Below are 19,810 nucleotides of genomic sequence, written 5' to 3'. Positions count from 1 at the left end.
TTCATCCCGGCACTCCGTCAAGTCCTTCAAGAACTTGGCCGAACGCATCTACAAAAACAACAAATGATAACTTCACGATCTGAAAGGCACTTAATCCCCTCTTAACCCTCCTGATCAAACATTTGTGAGGCGGCGGCGAACGCGCGACAGCTCCCGAAAGCAGCGGCGGCGGCTTCGGCGCCCCATGATCGACAGGTGATCCTCGACGCGAAGACGCGTGGGGCTCGCCGCTGCGGGGGCTTTCAGCGGATGTTCCGGAAATCGACCTACAACGAGGCGCAGGCGAGACTCGACGCCCTCGACCGATCGCTCGCCACCATCGAGTTCGCCATGGACGGAACGGTCCTGGCCGCGAACCGAAACTTCCTCGCGGTCGTCGGCTACAGCCTCGACGAGATCAAGGGCAAGCATCACCGGATGTTCTGCGACCCCGATTACGTCGCGAGCGCCGAGTACGACGCCTTCTGGGTCAAGCTCCGCGGCGGCGAATACGCCTCGGGCGAGTTCGCCCGCCGCGACAAGGCCGGCCGGCGCGTCTGGCTGGAGGCGACCTACAACCCGGTGCTCGACGCCGCCGGCAAGCCGGAGCGGGTGGTGAAGTTCGCCGCCGACATCACGGCGAAGAAGAACGAGACCAGCCGGCTGATGACGATGATCGACGGCATGCCCGTCGCCGTCATGACCGCCGACCCGAAGGACGACTTCAAGATCAACTACCTCAACAAGACCTCGCAGGTGACGCTGGGTTCGATCGAGCAGCATCTGCCGATCAAGGTCGCGCAGATGCTGGGCTCGTCCTTCGACGTGTTCCACAAGAACCCCCACCACCAGCGCACGATGCTGGCGGATGCGAGCCGCCTGCCGCACCGGACCAAGATCAAGGTCGGCCCCGAGACGCTCGACCTGCGGGTCTCGGCGATCAACGGGCCGGACGGGCGCTATGTCGGGCCGATGCTGACCTGGGCGGTGGTGACCGCCGAGGTGCAGATGGCGGCCGAAGTGAAGCGCGTCGTCGAGGCCGTCGGCACGGCGGTGAGCGAGATGCAGCGCTCCGCCGAAGGACTGACCCGCTCGGCGGACGAAGCGCGCCACCGCGCCTCGTCGGTGGCGGCGGGCTCCGAGCAGATGACCGCCTCGATCCAGGAGATTTCCGGCCAGGTCGGCAGCGTCTCCGAGCGGGCCAAGCGCATCGCCACCCAGGCCGAGGCCACGGACACCACCGTGCGGCTGCTCGCCGAGAGCGCCCGCAAGGTCGATGCGGTGGTCGGCATGATCAAGTCCATCGCCGACCAGACCAACCTGCTGGCGCTGAACGCCACCATCGAGGCGGCGCGGGCCGGTGCGGCCGGCCGGGGCTTTGCCGTCGTCGCCACCGAGGTGAAGGCGCTGGCCGAGCAGACCGCACGGGCGACCGGCGAGATCACCGGCCAGATCGCGGCGATCCAGAGCGCCACCGGCGAGGCGGTCGACGCCATCGGCGGCATCACCGCGGCGGTCTCGGAGCTGTCCAACCTCACGGTTGCCATGGCGAGCGCGGTCGAGGAGCAGGCGGCCTCGACCCACGAGATGTCGGGCAACATCGGCGGCGTCTCGGCCGCCGCCAACGCCACCGGCGAGTTCGCCGAATCGGTCCGCGGCATCGCCGACGATCTCGCCGGCCACTCGACCAGCCTCGGCGGCAGCATCGAGCGCTTCCTCAAGGCGGGCTGAGCGCCTGTTCGACGGACTCGTCCCACCCAACCCCCTCATCCTGAGGTGCGCAGCGCAGTGGAGCCTCGAAGGAGGGCTCCAGGGATCGCGAGCAGACTGGAGCCCTCCTTCGAGGCCGCTTCGCGGCACCTCAGGATGAGGGGGTGGGTGGGAGCAATCGTGGGATCGTCGCCGGCCCGAACCGCGTGCCCGGCGACACGCGATATCGACCCGACGATGCAACCGACGGCCCGGTCGCGACTTGGTGTCTCGGAAGCGCCCCGCGCGTCCGCCTACGGAGCCGGCGGCGGGGCACCGTTCGAGACACCTCATCGGCCCCACGCTGCGGGCCCGGCACCCGTCACGCCATGATCGACACCGTCAACCTCCTGCCGCCCGGCTTCGGCCCCAGGGCGAACCCGCTGCTCTTCGGCGTGTCCGAAGGGCTGCTGCACCTGTTTCCGCTGCCGACCGCCGATCAGCCGGTCGTCGCGAACGAGCCGGCCGTCGAGCCGTGCGTGGACCCGGCGCCTGCGCCCCAACCCGCCGAGGCCTGATCCCGCGGGTTTGAAAAATCGCGCCCTGTTGCGGCCACGTTCATCCCGACAGTGCCCCGCACGATTCGCGGAGAGTTTTCATCCATGTCCTTCCTGCAAGGGCTGCCGATCGGCGATCTGATCGCGCATTACGGCTACCTCGCCATCTTCGTCATCATCACCCTGGAAAGCGCGGGCCTGCCGCTGCCGGGGGAGACGATCCTGCTGACCTCGGCGATCTATGCCGGCAGCACCGGCGGCCTGAACATCGTCCTCGTCGTGGTCGCGGCGGCCACGGCCGCCATCCTCGGCGACAACCTCGGCTACTGGGTCGGGCGCCGCTGGGGCATGCCGCTGCTGCTGCGCTACGGCCACCTCATCGCCCTCGATCACGGGCGACTCAAGCTCGGGCAGTACCTGTTCCGTGAGCACGGCGGAAAGATCGTGTTCTTCGGCCGCTTCACCGCGATGCTGCGCGCCTACGCCGCCGTGCTGGCCGGTGTGAACAAGCTCGATGCCCGCCGCTTCTTCATCTTCAACGGGCTGGGCGGCGTCGCCTGGGCCTCGATCATGGGCTTCGGCGCCTATTGGTGCGGCCGCTCCATCGAGCACATCATCGGCCCGATCGGCCTCGGCCTTCTCGCCTTCGTGGTCTTCGGCGGCCTCGCCCTCTGGCTCTTCATGAAGCGCCACGAGGAGCGCCTGCTGATCAAGGCCGAAGCCGCGATCCCGGGGCCGCTCACCACGCACTGAGGCGAGCGAACACGAAAAAGGCCGGTGCAGAGCACCGGCCTTTTTCATGTCTGCGGGGCGCTGCCCCGCGCCCCGGCAAAGGGATGATCCCTTTGCGATCCCGTTACGACGAGACCGCGCCCTTGATCGCCGCCGCGACGCGCTTCACGCCGGTGGCGACGTCGCCGCCCTTGAGGTGGATGCGCAGCGCCCGGCGCTTGCGCTCGGACAGCACCGCGAAATCGCCCCGCGCCTGCGCCGCGATCACCGTCTTGAATCCGAGCTTGCGCCCGGGGATCGCGAGGTCGGACGACGGGTCGGCGGTGATCTGCAGGAACACGCCCGAGGCCGGGCCGCCCTTGTAGGCCTGCCCCGTCGAGTGGAGGAAGCGGGGCCCGAACTCCAGGCAGGTCGCCACTTGGCGCGCGTCGCGCACCACCAGCCGCGCCTCCTGCAACGCCGCGTGATGCGCCTCGTTGCGCTCGACATAGGCGAGCACCGCGACGTAATCGCCCGCCTTCACCCGGCCGAGATGGGCCGCGACGAGCGCCTCGAACCCCTCGCCCTGGCGCAGGGCCTCGGCGTTGGCCGGATCGGCGTAGAGCGCGACCGTGTCGTCCTCGAAGATCGGCGTCTCGGCCGGGAGCGCGCCGGTCTCCTCGGCACTCGCAAAAAGCTTCTTGGTCTCGACCTTGCTGGCCTCCACGTCCGGCTGGTCGAACGGGTTGATGCCGAGCACCGCACCCGCCACCGCCGTGGCGATCTCAAAGCGGAAGAACTCCTGCGGCAGCTGCTCGACCTTTTCGAGGTCGATGCGCACCACCGGCTGCGCCTCGCTCTCCAGGATCTTCACCGCCTCGTCCTGGCGCGGGTCGGCCCGGCTCGTCAGGCGCAGGTACACGAACAGCCGGTCCTCGCCGTAGACCGCCGGCACGCCCACCGGCTCGCCCTCGACCGGGATGATGCCGTGGCCCTCCTTGCCGGTCGATTCGGCGATGAGCTGCTCGGCCCAGGTGCCGAAGGTGTCGATGCCGGGCGAGGCGATGAAGGTGATCTTGTCGCGCCCGAACTCCTTGGCCGCGACGCCCATGGCGGCACCCAGCCGCACGCCGGGATTGGCGGCGGGCGGCACCGCCGGCCCGCAGGAGCGCACCATCATCCGCGCGGAATCGAGGAACTCGCGGATCTCGACGCCCGCGGCAGCCGCCGGCACGAGACCGAACGCCGACAGAACCGAGTAGCGCCCGCCGATCTGCGGCACGCCGAGGAAGATTTTTCTGAAGCCGTCGTCCTTCGCGGCCTTCTCCATGGCGGAACCGGGGTCCGTCACGGCGACGAAGTGGCGTCCGGCCTTCTCAGGCCCGACCACCTCCTTCATCCGGCCCAGGAAGTAGTCGCGGAACACGTTGGGCTCCAGCGTCGAGCCCGACTTCGAGGCGACGATGAAGAGCGTGGTTTCGAGGTTCACCGCCCCCTCGACGGCACGCACCTCGTCCGGATCGGTCGAGTCGAGGATGCGCAGCTTCGGAAACCCCTCGCGGTGGCCGTAGGTCGAGGCGATCACCTCCGGCCCGAGGCTGGAGCCGCCCATGCCGAGCACCACCACGTCCGAAAAACCCTCGGAGCGGACTTCCTCGGCGAAGCCCTCGTAGAGTTCGACGCGCTCCAGCTCGTCCTCGACGATGCGCAGCCAGCCGAGCCACTTCGCCTCGTCGCGGCCGGTCCAAACGGTGGCGTCGTGCGCCCACAGCCGCCGGATCGCGCCGCTCGCGCGCCAGGACTCGATCGCCTTGTCGGTCGCCGCCTGGAGCGCGTCGCCGAGCTTGCACGTCTGGCTGTCGAGGCGCGCCCCGAGCAGCGCCGCGCGCTTGCTCGCGACCGCGCCGAGCAGCGCGTCGGCGGCATCGACGAAGAGCTGCACGCCCTCGTCCACGAGCTGGCGGCCGACCGCCTCGATGTCGATGCCGGCTTGTCCCAGCCGATCCATCACGGCCTGCGCCTGCTCGACGTCCTCCTCCAGCGAGGCCCGCACCGTCCCGTGGTCGCGGAAGGCGTCCATGGTCGCGGGCGGCATGGTGTTGACGGTGTTCTTCCCGATCAGCTCCTCGACGTAGAGCACGTCGGAATAGGCCTTGTTCTTGGTCCCCGTGGAGGCCCAGAGCAGCCGCTGCGCCTTGGCGCCCTTGGCTTCCAGCGCCTCCCACTTCGGCCCGGAGAAGACGCGCTTGTAGCGCTGGTAGGCGAGCTTGGCGTTGGCCACCGCGACCTTGCCCTTCAGCTCCTCGTGGCCGCCGACCTCGTCGAGTTTCTTATCGACCAGCGTGTCGATGCGGCTGATGAAGAAGCTCGCGACCGAAGCCACCTTCGACACGTCGCCGCCGGTCTCCCCGAACGCGGTCAGCCCGTCGATGAAGGCGTGGGCGACCTCCTCGTAGACTTCTTGCGAGAACAGCAGGGTGACGTTGACGGAGATCCCTTCCGACGTGAGCTGGCGGATCGCCGGGATGCCCGCGGGGGTCGCCGGCACCTTCACCATCAGGTTGTCGCGCGCCACCGCCTTGTGCAGGCGCCGCGCCTCGGCCAGCGTCTCCTCGGTGTCGAGGGCGAGGTAGGGCGAGACTTCGAGGCTGACGTAGCCGTCGGCGCCGTCGCTGGTGTCGTAGACTTTCCGCAGCACATCGGCAGCGGCCTGGATGTCGGCGATGGCGAGGCCCTCGTAGAGATCGATCACGCGGGCGTCGGAGTGATCCAGCGCCGCCTTGAGGCTGTCGTCGTACTCGTTCGAGTGGCCGATCGCCTTCTCGAAGATCGACGGGTTGGAGGTGACGCCGCGCAGGTCGTCGCGCTCGACCAGCGCCTGCAGCTCACCTTTGGCGACGAAGCCGCGGGCCACGAAGTCGAGCCAGACCGCCTGCTCGTGCTCGGCGAAGAGGGCGTTCAGCGCGTTCATCTCGGTCGTCCTCGCGTTCTTTGTCCCGCACCCGATAGATAGGGCGCGCCCGCCCGCGTCGCGCCCCCTTCCGGGCGCGCAGGAGCATCCGGCGCAGCGCAGGTCCAAGCGTGACGGTGATGGTGCGGAGCGGGCGCTTCGGCAAGGGTCGAAGCGCGGCTTTAAGCGCTCAGACCCGCTCGAACGTGAGATAGCTCGGCCGCCGCCCGGCGGCGAGCGCCTTGGCCTCGTAGCGGGTGCCGGGCCAGCCGGGGAACGGCGTGCGCCAGTCGTCGGCGCTCCGCGCGGTCCAGCGCAGACGGGAACAGCGCGCGGCCCGCACCAGGGTCCAGCCGGCATAGTCGTCGATGTCGGAGGCAAACCGAAAATGCCCGCCGGGGCGCAGCACGCGAGCGATCTCGGCGAGCGAGGCGTCCGAGACGAAGCGGCGCTTGCGCTGGCGGCGCTTGGGCCAGGGATCGGGATAGAGCAGGTAGACCCGCGCCAGCGACGCGTCGGGGAGCGCGGCCAGCAGCGCCGTCGCGTCCTCGTCCCAGACGCGGACGTTGCGCAAGGCCCCGTCGTCCACCGCGCGCAGCAGCTTCACCACGCCGTTGACGAAGGGCTCGCAGCCGACGAGGCCGACGTTCGGATGCCCTGCTGCCTGGGCGGCGAGATGCTCGCCGCCGCCGAAGCCGATCTCCAGCCACACCTCGTCCACCGGAACGGGAAAGAGGGCAGGGGGATCGAGACGGGCGCCGCGCTCGGGGAGAGCGACGCGTAAGTTCGGAAGCAGCGATTCCAGCCGCTGCTCCTGGCCCGGCCGCAGCCGCTTGCCCTTGCGGCGCCCGTAGAAGGCGCGCTCGTCGGTCCCGCCCGCTTCGGGAGGGATGGCCTCATCCCTCCCCATGACGGTTCGGGATCAGAACGCCGACTTCAGCTTGTCGGCCAGATCGGTCTTCTCCCAGGAGAAGCCGCCGTCGGCATCGGGCTCGCGGCCGAAATGGCCGTAGGCCGAGGTGCGGGCGTAGATCGGCTTGTTGAGCTGAAGCGCCGTGCGGATGCCGCGGGGCGACAAGTCGAGGGCGTCCATCAGCACGCTCTCGAGCTTCGCCTCGTCGACGGTGCCGGTGCCGTGCAGATCGACGTAGATCGACAGGGGCTTGGCCACGCCGATGGCGTAGGAGAGCTGGATCGTGGCGCGGCGGGCGAGGCCTGCGGCGACGACGTTCTTGGCGAGGTAGCGGGCCGCGTAGGCCGCCGAGCGATCGACCTTGGTCGGGTCCTTGCCCGAGAAGGCGCCGCCGCCGTGGGGCGCCGCGCCGCCGTAGGTGTCGACGATGATCTTGCGGCCGGTGAGGCCGGCATCGCCGTCGGGGCCGCCGATCACGAACTTGCCGGTCGGGTTGACGTGCCACACCGTCTTCTCGGTGACCCAGTCCTGCGGCAGCGCCGCGCGGATATAGGGCTCGACGATGGCGCGCACGTCGGCCGAGTCCAGCGACTCGTCGAGATGCTGGGTGGACAGAACGATCTGCGTCGCCTCGACCGGGCGGCCGTTCGCATAGCGCACCGTCACCTGGCTCTTGGCGTCGGGGCCGAGCTTGGCGGCGTCGCCCTGCTTACCCTTGCGGGCGTCGGCGAGGTCCTTGAGGATCTTGTGGGCGTAGTAGATCGGGGCCGGCATCAGGGCCGGGGTCTCGTCCGACGCGTAGCCGAACATGATGCCCTGGTCGCCCGCGCCCTCGTCCTTGTTGCCGGAGGCGTCCACGCCCTGGGCGATGTCGGCGGACTGCGCGTGCAGGCGGATGTCGATCTGGTTGTTCTTCCAATGGAAGCCGGACTGCTCGTAGCCGATGTCCTTCACGGCCTCGCGGGTCAGCTCCTCCAGGTCCTTGAAGGTCACGGAATCGGGGCCGCGCACCTCGCCGCCGATCACGATGTAGTTCGTGGTGGTCAGCGTCTCGACGCCGAGCCGGGCCTCTGGCATCGCAGCGAGGTAGGCATCGACCACGGTGTCGGAGATGCGGTCGCTCACCTTGTCGGGGTGGCCCTCAGAGACGGATTCGCTGGTGAACAGGAAGTCTGAGCGCGGCATCGGATGAGAACCCCCGAGCGTCGGGCACGCGCCTTCGCGGCGTCGCTTGACCCGGCCATAAAGCAGCCAGGCTTTTCGCACCGCCGAAAGGGACGGTCAAGGCGGAATGGCGAACTCGTCCGTTATAACGAACGGCAGACGGAAGAATTTTCTTGTTCGCCGGCTTTCGGCTCGTCGCCTCGGGCCCTGGACCCTCCCCGTCATTGCGAGGCGAAGCCGAAGTAATCCAGAGCGCGACGATGCCGAAAAAGGCGAGGCGACCCGTGAAGCATCGACGGCGGCGCAGCCTTTCCGGCGAATGCGGAGCGCTCGATTGCTTCGGCTCCGCCTCGCAATGACGGCGCGAGGTTTTCGGAGGCCGGGCGACTGCCGCGGACCGCCTTAATTCTTCAACTCCCGCCCGAACGCCTCGATCGCGGCCGACAGATCGCGCCGTTGCGCCTCACTGAAGCTCTCGCTGATCTGGCGGGCGAAGGCGCGGGCGAGGTCCGTCCACGGCTCGGCGGTCAGCGGCTGCTGCGGGGTGTCGGCGAAACCCCGTTCGGTCGCCGCGTCCGGATGCGGGATGCCGTCGAGGAATTCGGAGACCGGGGTGCCGGTCATCCGGCTGAGGATGGCGAGGTGGATCGCGCTGATCCGGTTGACGCCCTTCTCGTATTTCTGAAGCTGGGCCGCCGACATGCCGAAGCTGTCGGCCACATTGCGCTGGGTCAGGCGCGAGCGCTTGCGCTGCTCGGCGATGCGCTGCCCGAGGATGACGTCGCGCTCGTCGGTCTTCTGCCCCGCCATCTCGCCCCGCACGGCTCCGCTTGCACGATCTGGTTCGACCGAATCGGCCGAACGCGCAAGCCTTGTCGGCCGAGACTCACAGAAAATCTCATTTGTTACAAAGTTCAGGCGGTCCTTGCGAAGCCGTATCGACCGCCGACATCTCCGCGGCGGCCGGCTCCTCGTCGCGCGGCGAGGGTTCGTAGCCGCACCAGACGCAGGTGCCGAGCGCGGCCATCCGCTCGCCGTTGCGCTGCGAGCAGAGCGGACACACCAGCAGCGTGAGCCGCCCGGACGCGCGCAGGCCGAGGCCGCGCCCGAGGAAGGTGACGGGGCGGGATCGTGGGTCAAGCGTGGCCGTGTCGTCGTCCATTCCGGTCCCTGCCCGGCGACGCGAAACGGTGCCGGTTCGGCGGACCAACGGCCGAGCCTTGCTCCGGTTGCACCGGGGGAGGGGCGGTGATGGTGTCCCCGGGTGGAATACGCCGCGCCCGGTCCTCGAACGATTTGCGTCGTTCGGCCAAGCGCACAGCCTTCGCATTGCCCAGGCCGAGGGCCGCGCAATGGCTGGGCCCGGCAAGATCGCATCAACCCGGCAAGCGAGCTCTGCTCTTAGACCTGCTCCTACAACTACCCTGTCTGGCGGGGGGAGGCAGGGCACATCTGACCCTATGGAACAGCACGTAGTCGCACTTGAGAAGGGCTTCGAGAAAATCGATGGCAAGCTCGACGCCCTTATCAAGGCGATCACCGACGGCCGCCTTGAGAACGAGAAGCGCTTCGGCGCAATTGAGAGACGGCTTGCTGGCATCGAAGCCAAGCTGAACACGAAGGCCAGCGGCGAAGCATTGGCAAGGGTTGGAGGCGAATAGGGCGACCGGCTTCAGTACGTCGAGGACAGGGTCGCGAGCATCCCGACCACATGGCAGATTGTCGGCATTATCGCGGCTCTGCTCTTTGGCATCGCCAGCGTGTCCCTCGCTGCAGCAAAATTTGGCCCGCCTCGGCTCCTTCGCAGCCGCCTCTAACCGCGAAGCCTTAGCTTTATCCCCGTCTGGTTTTTCGCCTCGTCCGCCGCGTGCACCGCCCGGCGAAATCGCGTCGACGATTGCGGCGATTGAGGACCTAAAAACGCTCGGCAAGCTCGAGGAGCCGGCCCCGGTAGTGCCTTCCGTTGAAGAAGACCCGCTCGCCGCGTAGCTGACAATGAGGGGGCCGAAGCCATGGAGGGCGTAAAGCTCGCAGCGGCAGACGGGGAATACGTCCACGACGCAGCCCCCGGTCTGCCATGGGGCAATCCGCGTATGTTGCGGTCGGCAGTGCGAACTCGCTTTTTGAATGATACAGATGCAGCCGATTTCGCTCATAGTCGAAAGGCTTTGCCGTGCCTAGGCTGATATGGCTGGCTCGGCAGAATAGCCAAACATGGTTCAATTCCAGGAGTCCAAATTGGCCGAAGCGAAAATACCCGATGAAGATATAGCAACCAAGTCGGTGGGCACCGGAAGGTATAGTGGAGTTTACCGAAACGTGCATCCATCGTTTTCAACCCCGCTTGGTTCAACGAAGATTTGGAGATATATGGATACGGCCAAGTTTATGGACTTAATACAAAGCAAAAGTTTGTGGTTCTCAAGGTCCGACCTACTTGGAGATCCATTCGAGGGTTCGATTACCTCGCCAGATTACGAGGCCGAAAAGCTGCAATCGTCCGAAACCGCCGAAGAATTAAAAACAAAAAGCAACCGAAAGCAGATAGTAGATTCGATGTACATTAATTGCTGGCATATGAATGAGTACGAGTCTGCTGCCATGTGGAGTATATATGCCCCCAACAGGGATGCTGTTGCGGTTGTAACTGACTATAAGACGCTAAGCGAATGCCTACCTGCATGGATTTATATTGGCATGGTTAAGTACATAGACTACAGCAGAGATACAACTGTCTTCGGAAACGTGTTCAACCCGTTTTTACACAAACGTGCTTCATTCAGCCATGAGACAGAACTCAGGGCGGTTCTCTGGGATAGCTCCGCCTTTTCATCGAATAAGGCTGCAAAAATTACTAGAGTGGAACCAGCAGCACAAGAAATAGAAAAGTGTCTGAAGGACAGCGGCGCCGCAGTGCCTATCAATTTAGCTTCTCTAATTCACTCGATCTATGTAAGCCCAACCTCTCCTAAGTGGTATCGAGAGTTAATTTCCGATTTCTGCAATAAGAATGGCTTGAAAGTCGATGTTAGCCAGTCTAGTCTGCTAGAGAATGCACTATTTTAGCCGAAAATGTGCGCAATTGATTTATATTACCAAAAAATGTTTTATCTTGAGCGTTTGCCCGGGGATGCTTAGAGAAGCCTAAGCTTCGCGATTGCGCTCTTCGCCAGGAGGTTCGTTCGCGCGAGATAGTTTTCGAGCACCTTGTTCGCGCCCACGAGCGTGTGGCCGATGATCGAGTAGCTTTCCGGCATCGTGCATTCCGCCTTGGCGAGCATCGTCACGCCCAGTGGGTGACCTGTGTGCCTTTGGGGTCCGCTGCCTGGGCGACAACAACGAATCACCTAACGCAGGGCAGGCGGGGCAAGGTCACACTGCCTCGGAGTTAAGCCCTTGGTGTAAATGGCGTCCCCGGGAGGAATCGAACCTCCGACCCCAGGTTTAGGAAACCTGTGCTCTGTCCGGCTGAGCTACGGAGACGTGGCTGAGACACCTAGCATCGTTGCGCGGCAGCGCCAACCCGATCGGCGGGCGCATTGCCTTGGGCGCGCCGCTCCCGCAAAGCCGGGGCGCCCGACTGCAGATTTCGAGCCGAGAAAACGTGGAGCCGATGACCACCGCCCCGACTCCACCGTCCCCGCGCCGCATCCTGATCGCGAGCTTCGTCGGCACCGCGATCGAGTTCTACGATTTCTACATCTACGCCACCGCCGCCGCGCTGGTGATCGGACCGATCTTCTTTCCGGCCGGACAGCCCGGCGTGCAGACGCTCCAGGCCTTCGCCACCTTCGCCATCGCCTTCGTGGCGCGGCCCGTGGGGGCGGCGGCGTTCGGGCATTTCGGAGACCGGGTCGGGCGCAAAGCCACGCTGGTGGCCTCGCTGATGATCATGGGCGTCTCGACCGTGCTGATCGGCTGCCTGCCGGGCTACGATGCGATCGGCTGGTGGGCGCCCGCGCTGCTCTGCCTGCTCCGCTTCGGCCAGGGCCTAGGCTTCGGCGGGGAATGGGGCGGGGCCGCGCTTCTCGCCGTCGAGAACGCACCGCCGGGACGGCGGGCGCTCTACGGCGTCTTTCCGCAGCTCGGCGCGCCGGTGGGGTTCATTGCAGCGAACCTCCTGTTCCTGGGCCTCAGCGTCGGGCTGTCCCAGGAGGCGTTCGAATCCTGGGGCTGGCGCCTGCCGTTCCTGGCTTCCGCCGCGCTCGTCGCGGTCGGCCTCTACGTGCGCCTGAAGCTCACCGAGACGCCGGCCTTCCGCGCCGCGCTGGCCGAGGCGCCGCCGGAGCGGGTGCCGCTCGCCACGATCTTTGCCGCGCATCGGCGGGCGACGCTGCTCGGGACGCTGGCGATGGTGGCGGCCTACGCCGTGTTCTACCTCTCGACCGTGTTCGCGCTGAGCTACGGCACCGCGACGCTCGGCTACCCGCGCAAAACCTTCCTGCTGTTCGAGTGCGTGGCGATCCTGTTCATGGCGCTGGCGATCCCGCTGTCGGGCGCCGCCGCCGACCGGTTCGGGCGCAAGCCCGTGATGCTGTCGGGGCTCGCCGTCACCGCGGCGCTGGGCGGCGCGATCGGGCCGATGCTGGGCGGCGGCGAGCCGGCCCTCGTGCTCGGCTTCCTCTGCCTGGCGCTCTTCGCCATGGGCTGGATCTTCGGGCCGATGGGCGCGCTCCTGCCCGAGCTGTTCCCGACCCGCGTGCGCTACACCGGCGCCTCCGTCACCTACAACCTCGCGGGCATCGTCGGGGCCGCGGGCGCGCCGTTCGCGGCGCAGTGGCTCGTGGGCCAGGGCGGTATCGGCCTCGTCGGGCTCTACCTCGCGGTCGCCGCCGGGATCAGCCTGCTGGCCGTCCTCGCCATGCCGGAGACCGGGCGCGGGGCATGACCCGACCGGCGACAAGGCCGGAATCGGGCGAGGCGACCTGCGGGCAACGCATACCCATTCGCAAAATCTAGATTGCGCACAATCGGGTTATCGCCTATCTCCGCCTCAAGCCGAACGGATCGGCCCCCCGACCCTTCGAGACCCCGAGGACAGACCATGCCCGTCGATGTGAAGTACCGCACCACCGCCTCCGCCACCGGCGGCCGCGACGGCTCCGCCCGCACCGAGGACGGCAGCTTCGAGGTCGCGCTCTCGACCCCGAAGGAACTCGGCGGCGCGGGCGGCTCCGGCGCCAACCCCGAGCAGCTCTTCGCCGCGGGCTACTCCGCCTGCTTCCTCGGCGCCCTCAAGGTCGCGGGCGGCCAGCTCAAGCTGAAGGTCCCGGCCGAGACCAAGGTCACCGCCACCGTCGGCATCGGCCCGTGCTCGGAAGGCGGCTTCGGCATCACTGCCGACCTCACGGTCGATCTCCCCGGCCTCGACCGCGCCGACGCCCAGCGCCTCGTCGATGCGGCGCACCAGATCTGCCCGTATTCGAATGCGACGCGCGGGAACGTGGATGTCGGGCTGACGGTGGCCTGATTTTCTCCGCGGGACTCTTCGAAGGCGCTCCCGGCTTCGGCCGGGGGCGCATTCTTGTTGGCGCGGTGCCGCCATTTTTCGTTGCTGGACAACGCGTTGGCGTGACCGGTTCAAGCACGCCGTCATTGCGAGGCGGAACTGACGCAATCCAGTGCTCCGCACTGTCAGGAAAGCGCACGCACGCGGCTACGTCGTCGGCGCGGTCTCGCCTTTTCCAAAAAGCGCGCGCCCTGGATCGCTTCGGCTCCGCCTCGCGATGACGGTGCGGGTGTGCCGTCCGGCGGTGTGCCGCCCATCGCTACGACGCGTCGATCGTCCGCTTCTGCACCCCGCCCTTGGCCATCACCGGCTTCCGGGCGGAAATGATCCGCGAGTTCACCCCGGTCCAGCCGATCTCGCCCGACAGCCGCCCGTACTCGATCTTCGGGCAGCGGTTCATGATGACGGCGACACCCGCGGCTTCCGCGCGCGCGGCGGCCGCGTCGTCGCGCACGCCGAGTTGCATCCAGATCACCTTCGGCGGGGTCGGCAGCGCGAGCGCCTCGTCCACCAGCGGTCCGGCGGCAGCGGAGTTGCGAAAAATCTCGACCATGTCGACCGGGCCGGGGAGATCGGCGAGGCGGCCCACCACCGGGCGGCCGAGCAGGGTCTGGCCGGCGAGCCCCGGATTGACCGGGGTCACGCTGTACCCGCGCTCGGACAGGTATTTGAACACGATGTAGCTCGGGCGCGCGGGATTGGCCGAGGCGCCGACGAGTGCGATCGAGTAGGTTTGTTTGAGTATCTCACGAATCCGCGCGTCCGCGTAGCGGTCGTGCCGCGTCGCGAGGCCTTCGGGAGCGCCGTCGAGGGTCGGGATCATGACGGCCCTTGTCGGGCAAGCCGGGCCGTGCTGCAAGGCGGAGCATGAGCGCGACCACGATGACCCTCGAGGAAACGATCGCCTTCCTCGACCGCGACTTCCCGCAGATGAATGCCGGGGAACGCGCCTACCATCTGGAGGCGGTCGGCCCGCTCTCCGCCCGGATGCGGCTCGACGGCGACGAGCGGCATCTGCGCCCCGGCGGCACCGTCTCGGGTCCCGCCATGATGGCGCTCGCCGACTACGCGCTCTACGCCGCGATCCTGGCCAATATCGGCCCCGTCGGCCTCACGGTGACGACCAGCCTCTCGTTCAACTTCCTGCGCAAACCCGGCCCCGGCGCGCTGTTCGCCGAGTGCCGCCTGCTCAAGCTCGGGCGCCGCCTCGCGGTCGGCGAGGTGGCGCTGCGCAGCGCGGGCAGCGAGGACATCGTCTGCCACGCCACCGGCACCTACTCGATCCCGCCCGAACGCTGACCTACTCCGCGGGGACCACGGTGGGCGGGACCGCAGAGTTTTTGGCCCCTCCCGGCTTCGGCTCGTAGCCGTAGGTCTCGGGCATGAACATCAAGTAGACCACGAAGCACGCCGCCGCGATCGCGGCCAGCACGAGGAAGGCGGCGGAGTACCCTGCGCCGACGATGATGACGCCGGCCAGCGTCGCGCTGAACGAGGCGCCGAGCCCCTGCGCGGTCGCCACCGCCCCCTGCGCGACGTTGAAGCGCCCGGTGCCGCGGGTCAGGTCGGCCACGACGATGGGGAACAGCGCGCCGAAGATGCCCGCGCCGATGCCGTCGAGGCACTGCACGGCCACCAGCCAGAACGGGTTGTCCGAGAAGGTATAGAGCGCGCCGCGCAGGGCCAGGAAGCCGAAGGCGGCCAGGAAGATGGGCTTGCGGCCGAACTGGTCGGCCTTGCGCCCGACCATCACGGCGACCGGCACCATGACGAGCTGGGCCGCGACGATGCAGATGGCGATGAGCGAGGTCGCGTAGTCCTTCCCCACCACCTTGGTCAGGAGCTGGCCGACGGAGGGCAGCATCGCCGCGTTGGCGAGATGGAAGGCGGCGCACAGCCCCGCGAACAGCATCAGGTGCTTGTTCCGCAGGAGCAGGCTGAGGCCCGAGGGCTGCTCGCCGCCCTGGTCCTCGGCATGGTCGAGGCCGCGGGCGAGGTCGTCGTCGATATCCTTGGCAGGAACCATCAGCATCGCGCCGATCGAGGCGGCGGCCAGGATGCCCATCAGCCAGAACACGACGATCGGCCCGAACAGGTAGGCGAGCCCGCCCGCCAGCATCGCCGAGACGGCGTTGCCGGCGTGGTTGAAGCCCTCGTTGCGGCCGATCTGCTTGGCGAAGTATTTCGGCCCGACGATGCCGAGCGTGATGCCGGCGAGCGCGGGCGGAAAGATCGCCCCGGCGATGGCCGAGATCGACTGCGTCGCCGCGACCAGCGCGAAGTTCGAGATCCACGGCAGGACGAGGCAGCTCAGCGTCACCGCCACCGCGGCGGCGATGACGATGGCGCGCTTGTTGCGGCTGCGGTCGATCAGGGCGCCCGCGGGCGTCTGGGCGATGAGGCCGGCGATGCCGGCAATCGTCATGACGAGGCCGATGGTCGCCTCGTTCCAGCCCTGCTCCGGCCCGCGCACCGCCAGAAGGTAGATCGCCAGATAGGGCCCGAGGCCGTCGCGCACGTCGGCGAGCGTGAAGTTGAGCGCGTCGAGGCCGCGCAGGGCCGGGCGCGAGGGCTGACGCTCCGGGGCTGCGGCGGAGGATCGCGGATCGGGCACCATCGGCGGTCTCGCGGTGGGAGGGGAGGGGCCGGACGGCGCCGGTCGTCGCTGCGCCGCGCTAAACCGCATCGGGGCGGAGGGTTCCGCGCCGGGCCGCCCCGTCATCCTGCGGCGATCTTCACATTTTCGTGTCCACGATGGAACACGCGGAGGATGTGGCGCCGTGCCCATCATCTAGGCGGCGAAAGGGGTTCTTAAGCCGTCCGTGGGCCAATGCGCGTCACGAAACGAGGGGCAATACCCCGATGATCCGCCCGCCGAGCCTCGCGCCAAGGCTCCGCTCCGCCCGAACCTGGATCGTGCTGGGCGTGCTCGCGCCGCTCGGCATGCTGGCCCTGTCCGTCTCGATGCTGCTCGACATGCGGCGCGACGCCTGGGAGCGGGCGGAGCAGACCTCCCAGAACCTGCTGCAGGTGATCGAGCGCGACATCGCCCGCAACGTCGAGCTGATCGACCTGACGCTGCGCGCCGTCATCGACAACATGAAGGCCAGCGGCCTGAGCGAGACGAGCCCGCACCTGCGCCAGCTCATCCTGTTCGGCCGGGCCGGGACCACGCGGGACATGGGCGCGCTCATCGTCCTCGACGAGAACGGCGACAACGTCATCGATGTCAGCGGGATGCCCTCGAAGCACCTCAACAACGCCGACCGGGCCTACTTCAAGGTTCACCGGGAGCGGGCCGATCTCGGCCTCCACATCAGCCCACCGTTGATCTCGCGGGTTCTGGGCGTGCCGATCGTGGTGCTGAGCCGCCGGATCGACCGGCCGGACGGCTCGTTCGGCGGCGTGGTGCTCGGCAGCCTCAAGCTGTCCTATTTCAGCGGGATCTTCGAGCGCGTCGTCCTGGGGAAGGACAGCGGGATCAACCTCTACCTGCGCGACGGCACCCACCTCATGCGCCATCCCCAGCGGGAGGACGATATCGGTGCCAGCATCGCCGGGCAGCCGAATTTCGCGACGTATCTGGCCGCCCGCAGCGGCCGCTTCACCGCCCGCTCGGGGCGCGACGACATCGAGCGCCTCTACAGCTTCACCCGGGTCGGCGACCTGCCGCTGATCCTCAACGTCGCGGTCTCGGTGCGGGAGATCGAGGCCGAGTGGCGCGACAAGGCCCTCGTCATCGGGCTCGCGGTGCTGGCGCTGTGCGGGCTCGCCATCGCACTCTCGCTGCTGTTCGGGCGCGAGTTGCGCCGCAGCGCCGCGATGCAGGCCGAACTTGCGCGGCTGTCGCTGACCGACGGGCTCACGGGGCTGGCCAACCGCCGCCGCTACGACGAGATGCTGGCCCTGCGCTGGGCCGAGGCGCGGCGCTCCGGCGCGCCTCTGGCGCTGCTCGTGGTCGATGTCGATCACTTCAAGGGCTGGAACGACCGCTGCGGCCACGGCGTCGGCGACGCCCTGCTGCGGGGGCTCGGGAACCGGCTCTCGCGCGCCGTTCAGCGGCCGGGCGACCTCGTCTGCCGCATCGGCGGCGAGGAATTCGCGATTCTGCTGCCCGAGACCGACGCGGCGGGAACCGCCCGCATCGCCGCCGGGCTGCACGCCGCGGTCGCCCGCCTCGCGATCCCCGAGGCCGGGATCGAGGCGGGCGCCGTGACGGTGAGCATCGGCCTCGCCCTCGGCCCCCAGGACGCGGCGGACACCGCCGACGCCCTCTACCGCCGGGCGGATGCCGCGCTCTACGCGGCCAAGGCGGGGGGCCGGAACCAGACACAAAGCGCGCCCCGGATGGAGCCGAAGACGTTGCGGCTCGTCGAGGCGTGATCAGCTTCACCACCCGTCATTCCGGGGCCGCGCAGCGGAACCCGGAATCCACGACTGGCCGCGACGGTGCGAGGGGCGTCGCATCACGGGTGGATTCCGGGTTCTCGCCTTTGGCGAGCCCCAGAATGACGGCGGGGAGAGCGGGGCTACGACCCCGCCCCTGATCCAACGCCGCTCCGGAACCGGATCGCCACCCTCAATCGCGCCGGGCGGCGACCAGCAGGCCGAGGCCGAAGCCGACGAGGCCGGCTACCACCAGCGAGACGTGCGGCCACTCGGCGGAGCGGTCGTGGCCCTCGCGCACGGCGTGGCGCCCGCGCTCGTAGGCGTCCTCGGCGTAGTCGTAGGCCTCGTCGGCCGCGTGGCGCACGGCGTCCTTGGCCTGCCCGTAGAGGTTCTCCGCCGTGCCTTGCGCCTCGCGCAGGCGGCCTTCCGCCGAGTCGCGGCGCGAGCCGGTCAGGTCGCCGACCGCGCCCTGAATCCGGCCGCCGAGGTCGCGCGCGGCGCCGGTGATCCTGTCGGTGTCGACCATGGGGTTCTCCTCATCTGGGGCCGGGCGCGAAACCGAGGAACGCACCGCCCGGCGGCGGTGCCTGAACGGCCCGCATCCGGCCCGGTTCCGGTCGGCGCGTGACAAAGCCGGCGCCATCCCCGTTCAAACGCGGTTCAACCGGCCGGGCCTAACCGTGAGGGTGCCGGCGCGGCACCGAGGGAATCCTTGGGCCCGCGACGCCGGCAGCCATCCGCCGGCCCCGCCGGGGCCGGATGTCGGGAGATCGACATGCGCGCGTCCCGTATCGCCACCTTTGCCGCCACCTTCGCCCTGCTCGCCGCCCCGGCGCTGGCGCAGACGCCCAGTCCCGCCGCCCCCACGGCGCCCAAGCCCCCGACCGCCGCGCCCGCGAGCCCGCCGATGAAGCCCGAGGCGGCCAAGCCCGCGTCCCCCGCCGAGAAGACGGACCTCGTCGACATCAACTCCGCCTCGGCCCAGGAACTGAGCCAGCTCAAGGGCATCGGCGAGGCGCGCTCGGCCGCCATCGTCAAGGGCCGCCCGTACCGCGGCAAGGACGACCTCGTGCACAAGAAGATCATCCCCGAGGCGGTCTACGCCGACATCAAGGACAAGATCATCGCCCGGCAAAAGTGAGCCGGCACGCCTGAGCGGACTTTCGAGGGGGCTGCGAGGGTGCTAGGCGCGCCCGCAGCCCCTTACCTGTATTCAAGCCGCAGCCGATGTCCGCACACAGCCAGAAGATCCGACTGCATCGCGGCGACCTGCCGGCCGATTTCGAGCCCGGCCCGGCGATCGCCATCGACACCGAGACGCTCGGGCTCAACCCCCATCGCGACCGGCTCTGCGTGGTGCAGATCTCCCGCGGCGACGGCACGGCGGACGTGGTGCAGGTGCGCCCCGGCGATCCGGCCGAGCGGCTGAAGCAGGTGCTCGGCGACGCGAACGTGCTGAAGATCTTCCACTTCGCCCGGTTCGACCTCGCGGTGCTGTTCCAGGCCTTCGGGGTGATGCCGGGGCCGGTCTACTGCACCAAGATCGCCTCGAAGCTCGCCCGCACCTACACCGACCGGCACGGGCTGAAGGACGTCGTGCGCGAATGCGTCGGCGTCGATCTCTCCAAGCAGCAGCAATCCTCCGACTGGGGCGCCGAGACCCTCAGCCAGGCGCAGATCGACTACGCGGCGTCCGACGTGCTGCATCTCCACGCGGCGCGCGAGCGGCTCGACGCGATGCTGGCCCGCGAGGGCCGCACCGATCTGGCGCTGGCCTGCTTCGCCTTCCTGCCGACGCGGGCCCGACTCGACCTCGCCGGATGGCCCGAGACCGACATTTTCGCGCATTCCTGATCCCTTGCCTGAAGCTGCCGACGTGATGCGGCCGTGCAACGGGCACGGTCGGACTGCGCAAACGGGTGGGTTCGGGGCGGTTTCGCACGCGCGTC

The 19,810-nt window shown here is 68.2% G+C and carries 20 protein-coding genes and 1 tRNA gene; 11 read left to right on the top strand and 10 right to left on the bottom strand.

Annotated features, from left to right (window positions below; all coding sequences use genetic code 11):
* Positions 1-249: 249 nt before the first annotated feature.
* The 3 genes from AAHG03_RS11295 to AAHG03_RS11285 all read left to right on the top strand — a co-directional run bounded on the left by AAHG03_RS11295 (position 250) and on the right by AAHG03_RS11285 (position 2,978).
* Positions 250-1,710, top strand: a complete 1,461-nt coding sequence (locus AAHG03_RS11295; protein WP_342150755.1) for a methyl-accepting chemotaxis protein — start codon at positions 250-252, stop codon at positions 1,708-1,710.
* A gap of 347 nt (positions 1,711-2,057) precedes the next feature.
* On the top strand, positions 2,058-2,246 hold the full coding sequence (locus tag AAHG03_RS11290) for a hypothetical protein (protein ID WP_342150754.1): 189 nt from the start codon (positions 2,058-2,060) through the stop codon (positions 2,244-2,246).
* Between the two features lie 84 nt (positions 2,247-2,330).
* Positions 2,331-2,978: a DedA family protein gene (locus AAHG03_RS11285; RefSeq protein ID WP_342150753.1), complete on the top strand. Its 648-nt coding sequence runs from the start codon at positions 2,331-2,333 to the stop codon at positions 2,976-2,978.
* Positions 2,979-3,081: 103 nt separating this feature from the next.
* Here the strand turns inward: AAHG03_RS11285 and AAHG03_RS11280 are convergent, their stop codons facing one another.
* The 5 genes from AAHG03_RS11280 to AAHG03_RS11260 form a co-directional block, all read right to left on the bottom strand.
* The gene (locus AAHG03_RS11280) at positions 3,082-5,907 is read right to left on the bottom strand and encodes a bifunctional transaldolase/phosoglucose isomerase (protein WP_342150752.1); all 2,826 of its coding nucleotides are present in this window, start codon (positions 5,905-5,907) and stop codon (positions 3,082-3,084) included.
* A 169-nt stretch (positions 5,908-6,076) separates the two neighbouring features.
* Positions 6,077-6,796 carry a tRNA (guanine(46)-N(7))-methyltransferase TrmB gene (gene trmB, locus AAHG03_RS11275; protein WP_342150750.1) on the bottom strand — a complete coding sequence of 240 codons (720 nt, stop codon included), beginning with the start codon at positions 6,794-6,796 and terminating at the stop codon, positions 6,077-6,079.
* A gap of 12 nt (positions 6,797-6,808) precedes the next feature.
* Positions 6,809-7,984 (bottom strand): methionine adenosyltransferase, encoded by a 1,176-nt coding sequence (gene metK / locus AAHG03_RS11270; protein ID WP_342150749.1) that lies wholly within the window; start codon positions 7,982-7,984, stop codon positions 6,809-6,811.
* Positions 7,985-8,365: 381 nt separating this feature from the next.
* Positions 8,366-8,773: a helix-turn-helix domain-containing protein gene (locus tag AAHG03_RS11265; protein WP_342150748.1), complete on the bottom strand. Its 408-nt coding sequence runs from the start codon at positions 8,771-8,773 to the stop codon at positions 8,366-8,368.
* 88 nt (positions 8,774-8,861) lie between these two features.
* Entirely contained in the window at positions 8,862-9,125 is a 264-nt protein-coding gene (locus AAHG03_RS11260; protein WP_342150747.1) for a hypothetical protein, read from the bottom strand.
* 298 nt (positions 9,126-9,423) lie between these two features.
* Here AAHG03_RS11260 and AAHG03_RS11255 point away from each other — a divergent pair, with 298 nt between their 5' ends.
* Together AAHG03_RS11255 and AAHG03_RS11250 are read left to right on the top strand one after the other, a co-directional pair.
* Complete coding sequence (locus tag AAHG03_RS11255) at positions 9,424-9,624, top strand: hypothetical protein (protein WP_342150746.1); 201 nt, start codon at positions 9,424-9,426, stop codon at positions 9,622-9,624.
* A 577-nt stretch (positions 9,625-10,201) separates the two neighbouring features.
* On the top strand, positions 10,202-11,029 hold the full coding sequence (locus AAHG03_RS11250; protein WP_342150745.1) for a hypothetical protein: 828 nt from the start codon (positions 10,202-10,204) through the stop codon (positions 11,027-11,029).
* 68 nt (positions 11,030-11,097) lie between these two features.
* Here AAHG03_RS11250 and AAHG03_RS11245 read toward each other — a convergent pair whose 3' ends face one another.
* Positions 11,098-11,250, bottom strand: coding sequence for a hypothetical protein (locus AAHG03_RS11245; protein WP_342150744.1), 153 nt, complete (start codon positions 11,248-11,250; stop codon positions 11,098-11,100).
* A 119-nt stretch (positions 11,251-11,369) separates the two neighbouring features.
* Positions 11,370-11,446: transfer RNA gene (locus AAHG03_RS11240), tRNA-Arg, on the bottom strand.
* Between the two features lie 130 nt (positions 11,447-11,576).
* Here AAHG03_RS11240 and AAHG03_RS11235 point away from each other — a divergent pair.
* Both AAHG03_RS11235 and AAHG03_RS11230 read left to right on the top strand, forming a co-directional pair.
* Positions 11,577-12,851: an MFS transporter gene (locus tag AAHG03_RS11235; RefSeq protein ID WP_342150743.1), complete on the top strand. Its 1,275-nt coding sequence runs from the start codon at positions 11,577-11,579 to the stop codon at positions 12,849-12,851.
* Positions 12,852-13,007: 156 nt separating this feature from the next.
* Entirely contained in the window at positions 13,008-13,433 is a 426-nt protein-coding gene (locus tag AAHG03_RS11230) for an organic hydroperoxide resistance protein (RefSeq protein WP_342150742.1), read from the top strand.
* A 298-nt stretch (positions 13,434-13,731) separates the two neighbouring features.
* Here AAHG03_RS11230 and AAHG03_RS11225 read toward each other — a convergent pair whose 3' ends face one another.
* A complete protein-coding gene (locus AAHG03_RS11225) occupies positions 13,732-14,295 on the bottom strand; it encodes a CoA-binding protein (protein WP_342150741.1) in 564 nt (187 codons plus the stop codon).
* 44 nt (positions 14,296-14,339) lie between these two features.
* On the opposite strand from AAHG03_RS11225, the gene AAHG03_RS11220 reads away from it, so the two are divergent.
* The gene (locus AAHG03_RS11220; protein WP_342150740.1) at positions 14,340-14,771 is read left to right on the top strand and encodes a PaaI family thioesterase; all 432 of its coding nucleotides are present in this window, start codon (positions 14,340-14,342) and stop codon (positions 14,769-14,771) included.
* A 1-nt stretch (position 14,772) separates the two neighbouring features.
* Here the strand turns inward: AAHG03_RS11220 and AAHG03_RS11215 are convergent, their stop codons facing one another.
* On the bottom strand, positions 14,773-16,089 hold the full coding sequence (locus AAHG03_RS11215; protein WP_342150739.1) for an MFS transporter: 1,317 nt from the start codon (positions 16,087-16,089) through the stop codon (positions 14,773-14,775).
* A 245-nt stretch (positions 16,090-16,334) separates the two neighbouring features.
* On the opposite strand from AAHG03_RS11215, the gene AAHG03_RS11210 reads away from it, so the two are divergent.
* The gene (locus AAHG03_RS11210; RefSeq protein ID WP_342150738.1) at positions 16,335-17,855 is read left to right on the top strand and encodes a sensor domain-containing diguanylate cyclase; all 1,521 of its coding nucleotides are present in this window, start codon (positions 16,335-16,337) and stop codon (positions 17,853-17,855) included.
* Positions 17,856-18,051: 196 nt separating this feature from the next.
* Here AAHG03_RS11210 and AAHG03_RS11205 read toward each other — a convergent pair whose 3' ends face one another.
* The gene (locus tag AAHG03_RS11205) at positions 18,052-18,387 is read right to left on the bottom strand and encodes a CsbD family protein (RefSeq protein ID WP_342150737.1); all 336 of its coding nucleotides are present in this window, start codon (positions 18,385-18,387) and stop codon (positions 18,052-18,054) included.
* Positions 18,388-18,636: 249 nt separating this feature from the next.
* Between AAHG03_RS11205 and AAHG03_RS11200 the strand changes: the two genes are divergently transcribed.
* Entirely contained in the window at positions 18,637-19,002 is a 366-nt protein-coding gene (locus tag AAHG03_RS11200) for a ComEA family DNA-binding protein (protein ID WP_342150736.1), read from the top strand.
* Positions 19,003-19,088: 86 nt separating this feature from the next.
* The gene (locus tag AAHG03_RS11195; RefSeq protein ID WP_342150735.1) at positions 19,089-19,715 is read left to right on the top strand and encodes a ribonuclease D; all 627 of its coding nucleotides are present in this window, start codon (positions 19,089-19,091) and stop codon (positions 19,713-19,715) included.
* Positions 19,716-19,810 lie beyond the last annotated feature (95 nt).

It is taken from the genome of Methylorubrum subtropicum, assembly GCF_038442325.1.
GTDB classification, from domain to species: Bacteria; Pseudomonadota; Alphaproteobacteria; order Rhizobiales; family Beijerinckiaceae; genus Methylobacterium; species Methylobacterium subtropicum.
Note: the sequence above shows the minus strand (reverse complement) of the source record. Positions and strands in the feature narration are given on the sequence as shown.

Excerpts from the sequence above, each read along its gene's own strand:
- AAHG03_RS11295 (WP_342150755.1), top strand. The coding sequence starts at position 250 with ATGTTCCGGAAATCGACCTACAACGAGGCGCAGGCGAGACTCGACGCC.
- AAHG03_RS11290 (WP_342150754.1), top strand. The coding sequence starts at position 2,058 with ATGATCGACACCGTCAACCTCCTGCCGCCCGGCTTCGGCCCCAGGGCG.
- AAHG03_RS11285 (WP_342150753.1), top strand. The coding sequence starts at position 2,331 with ATGTCCTTCCTGCAAGGGCTGCCGATCGGCGATCTGATCGCGCATTAC.
- AAHG03_RS11280 (WP_342150752.1), bottom strand. The coding sequence starts at position 5,907 with ATGAACGCGCTGAACGCCCTCTTCGCCGAGCACGAGCAGGCGGTCTGG.
- trmB (WP_342150750.1), bottom strand. The coding sequence starts at position 6,796 with ATGGGGAGGGATGAGGCCATCCCTCCCGAAGCGGGCGGGACCGACGAG.
- metK (WP_342150749.1), bottom strand. The coding sequence starts at position 7,984 with ATGCCGCGCTCAGACTTCCTGTTCACCAGCGAATCCGTCTCTGAGGGC.
- AAHG03_RS11265 (WP_342150748.1), bottom strand. The coding sequence starts at position 8,773 with ATGGCGGGGCAGAAGACCGACGAGCGCGACGTCATCCTCGGGCAGCGC.
- AAHG03_RS11260 (WP_342150747.1), bottom strand. The coding sequence starts at position 9,125 with ATGGACGACGACACGGCCACGCTTGACCCACGATCCCGCCCCGTCACC.
- AAHG03_RS11255 (WP_342150746.1), top strand. The coding sequence starts at position 9,424 with ATGGAACAGCACGTAGTCGCACTTGAGAAGGGCTTCGAGAAAATCGAT.
- AAHG03_RS11235 (WP_342150743.1), top strand. The coding sequence starts at position 11,577 with ATGACCACCGCCCCGACTCCACCGTCCCCGCGCCGCATCCTGATCGCG.
- AAHG03_RS11230 (WP_342150742.1), top strand. The coding sequence starts at position 13,008 with ATGCCCGTCGATGTGAAGTACCGCACCACCGCCTCCGCCACCGGCGGC.
- AAHG03_RS11225 (WP_342150741.1), bottom strand. The coding sequence starts at position 14,295 with ATGATCCCGACCCTCGACGGCGCTCCCGAAGGCCTCGCGACGCGGCAC.
- AAHG03_RS11220 (WP_342150740.1), top strand. The coding sequence starts at position 14,340 with ATGAGCGCGACCACGATGACCCTCGAGGAAACGATCGCCTTCCTCGAC.
- AAHG03_RS11215 (WP_342150739.1), bottom strand. The coding sequence starts at position 16,089 with ATGGTGCCCGATCCGCGATCCTCCGCCGCAGCCCCGGAGCGTCAGCCC.
- AAHG03_RS11210 (WP_342150738.1), top strand. The coding sequence starts at position 16,335 with ATGATCCGCCCGCCGAGCCTCGCGCCAAGGCTCCGCTCCGCCCGAACC.
- AAHG03_RS11205 (WP_342150737.1), bottom strand. The coding sequence starts at position 18,387 with ATGGTCGACACCGACAGGATCACCGGCGCCGCGCGCGACCTCGGCGGC.
- AAHG03_RS11200 (WP_342150736.1), top strand. The coding sequence starts at position 18,637 with ATGCGCGCGTCCCGTATCGCCACCTTTGCCGCCACCTTCGCCCTGCTC.
- AAHG03_RS11195 (WP_342150735.1), top strand. The coding sequence starts at position 19,089 with ATGTCCGCACACAGCCAGAAGATCCGACTGCATCGCGGCGACCTGCCG.